The organism is Brevibacterium linens ATCC 9172 (assembly GCF_900169165.1).
GTDB classification, from domain to species: domain Bacteria; phylum Actinomycetota; class Actinomycetes; order Actinomycetales; family Brevibacteriaceae; genus Brevibacterium; species Brevibacterium linens.
The window spans coordinates 1-4,152 of sequence record NZ_FXYY01000052.1; the positions used below are offsets into that span (position 1 = coordinate 1).

Annotated in this window: 3 protein-coding genes and 1 pseudogene; 1 reads left to right on the top strand and 3 read right to left on the bottom strand. The window is 58.8% G+C overall.

The window, feature by feature from the left end; translation table 11 throughout:
* Positions 1-188 precede the first annotated feature (188 nt).
* Entirely contained in the window at positions 189-794 is a 606-nt protein-coding gene (locus tag BLIN9172_RS17570; protein WP_101556162.1) for an HdeD family acid-resistance protein, read from the bottom strand.
* Between the two features lie 272 nt (positions 795-1,066).
* On the opposite strand from BLIN9172_RS17570, the gene BLIN9172_RS17575 reads away from it, so the two are divergent.
* A complete protein-coding gene (locus tag BLIN9172_RS17575) occupies positions 1,067-2,833 on the top strand; it encodes a glycosyltransferase (protein ID WP_101556163.1) in 1,767 nt (588 codons plus the stop codon).
* Here the strand turns inward: BLIN9172_RS17575 and BLIN9172_RS17580 are convergent.
* Both BLIN9172_RS17580 and BLIN9172_RS17585 read right to left on the bottom strand, forming a co-directional pair.
* A complete protein-coding gene (locus BLIN9172_RS17580; RefSeq protein ID WP_101556164.1) occupies positions 2,817-3,947 on the bottom strand; it encodes a magnesium and cobalt transport protein CorA in 1,131 nt (376 codons plus the stop codon). The genes BLIN9172_RS17575 and BLIN9172_RS17580 overlap by 17 nt on opposite strands.
* A gap of 43 nt (positions 3,948-3,990) precedes the next feature.
* Positions 3,991-4,152, bottom strand: a pseudogene (locus BLIN9172_RS17585) (IS5/IS1182 family transposase); the annotation flags it as partial.

Here is a 4,152-nt window from a genome sequence, read left to right on the forward strand (position 1 = left end):
AGACCTTCGCGAGTGGGTTAAGGCGTGGAACGAGGACCCGCAACCATTCGTGTGGACGAAAACCGCGGAAGAGATACTGGAATCTCTCTCACGACTAATGCAACGAACTACCGGCGCAGGACACTAGGCGAACGGGTGGGAAATGCGATGACCCTCGCCGAGGCGGCCTCGCCCCGTCGTACGTCCGATCAGCTGACCTGGGCCTTCTTCGTCTTCGACCGGCCGACGAAGGCCATGACGATGAGGAAGATGCCGAAGATGATCGTGTAGATCGCGATGATCCACACCAGCGCGAGCAATGCGGCTCCCGGGTTGGAGAAGACGACGATGAACATGATGACGCCGAAGATGATGTCGAGGACTCCGAGGGCCTTCGACCATCCTTTGAATGATTTCGACGCGACGCTGAGGACGCCGCGGATGAGCATTCCCGATGCCATCATCAGCAGGATGACGGTGCCGCCCATGATAGCGAAGGTCAGAGGCACGATCATGATGACGATGCCGCCGATGACGTAGGCGATGCCTCCAGCCAGTTCCCAACCCCATGACAGGTTCTGTTTGCGGGCCTGCAAGGCGTGGGCGATCTCGAAGATGCCGTCGACGATGAACCAGGCACCCACCCAGATTCCCAGAGCCACTGCCATTGCGGCGGGCGCGGCGAGGAGGAGGATGCCGAAGAGGACGGCGAGGATGCCGCGGATCAGCACCGCCCAAAAGGCGCCTTTGCCGAGCTCGGTCATCAGCGAACGGACAGCACCTGTCGGGTTTGTCGGGTTCTGTGGTGTGGCCATGATTCCTCCTACTGACAAGATGTTTGGCTACTTGCAGTCTATGCCTGACAGGTGAGGAAGGGAGGAGGGGGTGCAGTTCTCGCCAAGCTCACAGCATTGAGGTGGAGTGTCCTCTGGATTTCGGGGGATCGATCATTAGTCTTTCTGTAGTGAACAATAGCCCCGAAGCATCCCCAACGCAGTCCCATCCCCACAGGTTTCCCCACCGCGGATTCCTGCCTGAAGGCAGATACTTCACTCTGACGTGGGGTATCGGCTATGACTACGGCGGGATGACCACAGTCGCCCTGGAACGCAGCTCGGCCTTCGCCCGCTTGGACAACCGTTCAGTCGAGATCCTCACTCTCAGCCCCGAGATGAAGGGACAGAATCGGGGTCGTGAGCTGCGAGCCGAGGGGCGCATCGACAGACGAGTCACGGTGCGAAACCTCTGGGACGACCTCACCAGCTGGCCGGATCGGAAGCTGCGCCGCATGGTCGGAACCATCGAACCCGATCACACCTCCGCCGAGGATGTGATGGAGCGGACCGCTCAGGACTGGTCGGAGACGCAGAAGGATTCCGAGGACAAGCTGCTGCAGGTCGATCGCTATCACGACCGTGGACATCTGCTCGTCATTGACCGCCACGATATGAAGAAGCGCGGCCACCGAGGCGGCCGTCGGATCACCCTGTTCGACCGCGATCAGAAGGTCATCGCGCAGTGGTCGACCGCACGGGACTTCTACCACGCCTGGCTCGATGTGGTCATCGGGACGAAGCCGTCGTACCTCATCTGCGATTCGGCCTTCGTCGGCAACTTCATCCACGAGTACCGTCGGGACAACGTGATCCTCAGCCAGGTGGTCCACAGTCACCACCTAGCTGGTGCAAATGGCGCAGAGTCCAGTGAGTTTGCTGAAGGCAAGTTTGGCTTTCTGACCCGTATTGATGGGTTTGATCTGGTTGTTACATTGACAGACCGCCAGAGAAAGGACTTGGAACGACTGCGGCTCTCGGCAGGGAAGCTCCGAACCGTCTCGAACCTCACTGAAGACCTGAATGGTGACCCTGATAAGCCAAGAGTACGTGGCCAAGGGGCGATGATCGCTCGCCTCGTTCCCCAAAAGCGAGTCGGCGATGCGATCACAGCAATTGCAACTGCGGTAGGTGAGGGCGCAGAGGTGATGCTCGATGTCTACGGCGAGGGAGAGGACAGGACCGAACTAGCCGATCTGATCGACGGCAACAATCTGGCGAATTCCGTCAAATTGCACGGACATACGCCAAGTGCGAAGACGAACTTCCGCTCACATTCGTTCAGTCTTCTCACAAGCCAATCTGAAGGCCAAGGCCTGGTCGTGCTGGAGAGTTTATCGGCAGGGTGTATCCCCATCTGCTATGACGTGGACTTCGGCCCCGCTGACATCATCGAGCATGGTGTCAATGGCTACCTCGTGCCAAATGGGGATATCGACGCGCTGGCCAACACAATCTCGGAATTCATGTCCCTGCCTGAATCTGTAGTCGCAGAAATGCGCGGCAACGCCGTGGCCCGCGCAGCGGACTTCTTCGAGGTTCCAATTGTCAGACGCTGGGGAGAGGTGCTGGCAAAGACGTCCTTTGCACCGATAACCCGCGTTGAAGGTGCGCGAGCAGAAGCCGAGACGGTCGACGTGGACACGGACGCAGTCACCGTCTCAGTGCGAGTCTCTGATCTCGGTGAGGCTGATCCTGAACAGATCTTCCTGTCGTGGAAGTCCCGAACTGGCACCTTCTTTGGGCGAGTTGAAACACGTCGCGACGAGAGCGGGGTCACAGCTGTTATCCCTCAAACCCGGTTCGAATACATCACCGAAGGGTATGTAGATTTCTCGCTCGATCTGGTGTTCAAACGTGGGTTTGAAAGAGTGCGAATCACCAGCAGCGACGACACAATCGTCAACAGGCAGGGAAAAATGAGCTTGTACTCGACGAAATATGGCAACCTCAGCGGGCGAATTGATCAGTGTCATGAAGATGCTGCTGGCGCCAGAGAAGGATTCACATCCACTTCTTGACTCTGAAGACGACGTAGAGAACGACGCCCAGACCGAGCATGAGCCCCAGTGCCATCGGGTAGCCGAAGGCCCAATGGAGTTCGGGCATATCGTCGAAGTTCATACCGTAGATCGCGCCGATCAGCGTTGGGGCGAAGAGGATCGCCGCCCAGCCGGAGATCTTCTTCATGTCCTCGTTCTGTCTCTGCGCAACGAGAGTGGAATTGACGTTGAGGATCTGTGACAGAGCCTCTCGCAGTTCCCCTACTTCGGCGAGAACTCGCGTCAGGTGGTCGATGACATCATCGAGGTAGGCGCGAAGGTCGTCGGGAATCGCGTACTTGGCTGCCCCGTTTCCGAGCGCCTGCGTCAGTCGGTTGAGGTGTGTGGAGTTGTGGAGGACATCGATCACTTCCTGGCTGAGGAGATAGATGCGCTCGGCTGCGGCGGTGTCCCCGCTGAACACCTGACGTTCGATTCCGTCCTTGTCATCCTGCAGTCCGTCGAGGACGGGGAAGTACCCATCGACTGCGGTATCGAGCAGGCGGTAGATGAGAGCCTCGGGGCCGAGGGCGAGCAGCTCGCGGTCTTTCGTCCAGCTGCGCTTCTCGTTCGTGAAGTACTCCTGGATCCCATCTGTGTCCGGCGGAATCGGAGTGCCGTCGATGAACCGGTCTCCCTGGCAGATGATGACGAGCACGTCGTCCTTCATCAGCAAGTGGAACTCGTTGAAATCGACTTCCTCTTTCGCGTCGATGTAGACCGCTGATTTGAGGACGACGAAAAGGACATCGTCGTAGCGCTCGACCTTGGCACGCTGATTCGCGTGATAGATATCATCAACGAGCACGGGGTGGAGGTCCCAGGTCGAAGCGATCTCCTCGAGCAGCTCGGGAGCGGACCTGGGGATGACGACCTGCGTGATCGAACCGGGGACAGACGAGCCGGAGCCGACCAGGTCATGTGCGGACAGCGCCTCGGCGAAGGACCGGACGACGCTCATCTCCTGCGGTTCGCTGTCGATGATGCGGCGGCTGAACAGCGTCGGTGCCTCGGTGGACTTCGCTTCTGACCCCACCGCCGGTCGCTTGCGCAGTGACGGTCGTTCGGGCTTGTCTCTGCGGACTCTTGCCATTGTGCTCCCTTTCCTCTGACAGCTCCTCAACGGTACTGCACACCTAGGGCGTGTCTGATAAATGCTGTAACCAGGCGGTGACGCCGTTGAGAACTACAGCGGCTCGGTAGACGATGCCGAGTTTGTCATAACGAGTGGCCAGTCCTCGCCACTGCTTCAAACGGGCGTATCCACGCTCGATCACGTTGCGGCCCTTGTACTTGAT

Coding starts and splice junctions, on each gene's coding strand:
- BLIN9172_RS17575 (WP_101556163.1), top strand. CDS start 1,067: ATGACCACAGTCGCCCTGGAACGCAGCTCGGCCTTCGCCCGCTTGGAC.
- BLIN9172_RS17570 (WP_101556162.1), bottom strand. CDS start 794: ATGGCCACACCACAGAACCCGACAAACCCGACAGGTGCTGTCCGTTCG.
- BLIN9172_RS17580 (WP_101556164.1), bottom strand. CDS start 3,947: ATGGCAAGAGTCCGCAGAGACAAGCCCGAACGACCGTCACTGCGCAAG.